The sequence below is a fragment of the Blautia sp. HCN-1074 genome (genome assembly GCF_037890165.1).
Classification (GTDB): domain Bacteria; phylum Bacillota; class Clostridia; order Lachnospirales; family Lachnospiraceae; genus Blautia_A.
Genome location: NZ_JBBKBP010000051.1, coordinates 1 through 2,255, shown reverse-complemented (window position 1 = coordinate 2,255; position 2,255 = coordinate 1). Strand labels below are relative to the sequence as shown.

The following is a 2,255-nucleotide window of genomic DNA, read 5'->3' as shown; positions in this document are numbered from 1 at the left end:
CGTAATCACAAACCATGTAATCTGTGTAAAAGTAACGGGAAAGGGTAAGTTAAAGTCATTGATTGCATACAAGACTTTTTCCACGTTCCAGATACCCGTGTAGCTTTTAATCTTTTTCAAGTTCTTTCAGCTCCTTTCAAAATAGAAAAGGACAGCCATTTTCAGACTGTCCCTTAAAGAGAAATACGCTGTCAGTAGCAACAATGCTTGTCGCTGATCTTCCAGCGTTAATATGGTATCTCGCACATACCTCGGCTTGTTTCAATAAAGCAACCGCCCATATCCAAATCTCGCCCGTAGGCTTCATAGTCAATGTAATTCTGTAAGCTGGGTGGAATGTCCCCAAGTGCCTGCAATTCGTCTATGTAGTAGTAGGCAACATCTGTCATGGTTTCACAGTCGGGATAATAGTAAATATCGTCCTTATGTTCCACGACTTCTTCCAGCGTCCCATAGTGGCTGATAAATTCGTCCAGACACTCTACAATATAGTCGGGAAGTTCCTCTATCATTTCATACATCTCATTGAGTTCTTCAATGGAAACATACTCGCCAATCGCAATGGGAAAGTTGTCGGTATCATGGATAGCGTATTCCTCATACTGTTCATTCAAGCCGATTTTTTCTTTCACATCTTCCTCGTCAATGGGGAACGTGAACCAAGCACCGACTAAATAGCCCTCATTGTATTTGCCAAGATTAGCAATATAAACCGCCATATCATCAATCATAAGCACCACCTCATTTCCTACTCTGGCAGTTCAAAGATACCGTGTTCTGTTACTAAAAATTTCCCGTGTTCCTGCAAGTGAGAAGCGTAGGCTTCAAAGTCAAAGTAGTATTCTTGACAGTCCTCGGATAAATGCTTGAACATCGGGTCGTTCATCAGCTTTTGCCTTGCAACATCTATCATGCTTTTACAGTCGGGATAAACAATAATCACGTTCCTGCAAATATAAAGTGCTTCTAAATTTTCAAACACCGTAAGTAGTGATACATATTCTTCCTGCATATCACTTGAAAGCTGGCGGTACATAAAATCTAATTCGTTGAGCTGGTACACGCTGGTGTGTTCGTGGACTTCATCAGCATAAGGCAACACCTTTTCGATAATACGATAATCCCCACTTTCTGCACCGATACCTAACTTTTCTTCAAACTCGGCAACATCTATCGGCAGGTCGAACCAGTATGATATTGTTTCTTCGCCAGTTGTTCCTCTCGTTTCCACCAGCACCCTTGTTTCCTGCATTGTTCCTCACGTCCTTTCTGTTGCTTCATCACATCTTTTAAGCTCTGGTACGACATACCAAACACATACTTTGAAAAATCTTCTAACTGTTTTATATCATAATTCGTAAGCGGTAATCGCTTCATTTCATGCCACACTTTACGCTTGTAAGAGGGCAGGTTAGAAATATAATCACAGCCGACGTTTGCCTGCATATCCTTAAAAATATCGCTCATTTCATCACTCCAATCTGATTTTAGGTAAGAAAAAAGCAGTCAATCCTAAGACTAACTGCTTTATGTATATGGATATAATTTGATTAAGTTTTAAAACCAGTTTGTTTTTTCATCTCTAAATTGAGGGTTATCGCTGTGTTGATATGGATTATAGTTATTCAGATTGCAACCATATTCTTTTAATGATTTGATTTTGTTATCTTCTGTCCATTCAATTAAGGAAATACCGTCAAATTCTTCAACGCTTCCCGTATTCATTTCATTTTTAAAATACCATTCTACGACAGTTTGATTTTCTTTATGAAAGAACTGTTTAATATCCCAAATAATGACTTTACCACGAGTATTCCATTCATTAAACCAATGTTTTACTGTTTTAAGATTTTCATATTTAGGACACCAGCTTTCCGTATAAACAACATCTTCTGTAAAAATTTTATCTATTCCTAAGTCTTGCTGTTTCAACCACATATCAAACCATAAACGAATAATTTTTTCTCTCTCATTCAAAATAGAACACCTCGATTACTTCTTTTTTCACATTATAGCACCCATACATCAGCCCCACAATAAAATTTTATGCACCGATAATCTTATTGAACAGCTCTAACAGTACATCTTTCACACCGCCAGCATTGAATACCAAGCCGACAGCAATCAAGGCAACTACCAAGAAACCGATAAGTTTTGAAAACTCACGCTTGAACCCTAAGTAGATACCGATAACCACAATCGACATAAGCACTAAGCTCTGTGCGTTGCTTAAAAACCATTGATACAAATTTTGC

The 2,255-nt window shown here is 38.2% G+C and carries 6 protein-coding genes; all 6 read right to left on the bottom strand.

Annotated features, from left to right (window positions below; translation table 11 throughout):
* Positions 1 to 120 (bottom strand): TcpE family conjugal transfer membrane protein (locus WKT11_RS19670; RefSeq protein WP_042745583.1); only part of this gene is annotated, 120 nt, incomplete at its 3' end.
* Between the two features lie 107 nt (positions 121 to 227).
* Complete coding sequence (locus WKT11_RS19665; protein ID WP_002323345.1) at positions 228 to 731, bottom strand: antirestriction protein ArdA; 504 nt, start codon at positions 729 to 731, stop codon at positions 228 to 230.
* Positions 732 to 748: 17 nt separating this feature from the next.
* The gene (locus WKT11_RS19660; RefSeq protein ID WP_003062492.1) at positions 749 to 1,252 is read right to left on the bottom strand and encodes an antirestriction protein ArdA; all 504 of its coding nucleotides are present in this window, start codon (positions 1,250 to 1,252) and stop codon (positions 749 to 751) included.
* On the bottom strand, positions 1,171 to 1,467 hold the full coding sequence (locus tag WKT11_RS19655; RefSeq protein WP_008687105.1) for a hypothetical protein: 297 nt from the start codon (positions 1,465 to 1,467) through the stop codon (positions 1,171 to 1,173). The genes WKT11_RS19660 and WKT11_RS19655 overlap by 82 nt, the downstream gene beginning before the upstream one ends.
* 90 nt (positions 1,468 to 1,557) lie before the next feature.
* Entirely contained in the window at positions 1,558 to 1,977 is a 420-nt protein-coding gene (locus WKT11_RS19650; RefSeq protein WP_003060053.1) for a nuclear transport factor 2 family protein, read from the bottom strand.
* A 67-nt stretch (positions 1,978 to 2,044) separates the two neighbouring features.
* The coding region (locus WKT11_RS19645; RefSeq protein ID WP_340285761.1) for a hypothetical protein at positions 2,045 to 2,255 on the bottom strand (211 nt) is incomplete at its 5' end.

Coding starts and splice junctions, on each gene's coding strand:
- WKT11_RS19665 (WP_002323345.1), bottom strand. CDS start 731: ATGATTGATGATATGGCGGTTTATATTGCTAATCTTGGCAAATACAAT.
- WKT11_RS19660 (WP_003062492.1), bottom strand. CDS start 1,252: ATGCAGGAAACAAGGGTGCTGGTGGAAACGAGAGGAACAACTGGCGAA.
- WKT11_RS19655 (WP_008687105.1), bottom strand. CDS start 1,467: ATGAGCGATATTTTTAAGGATATGCAGGCAAACGTCGGCTGTGATTAT.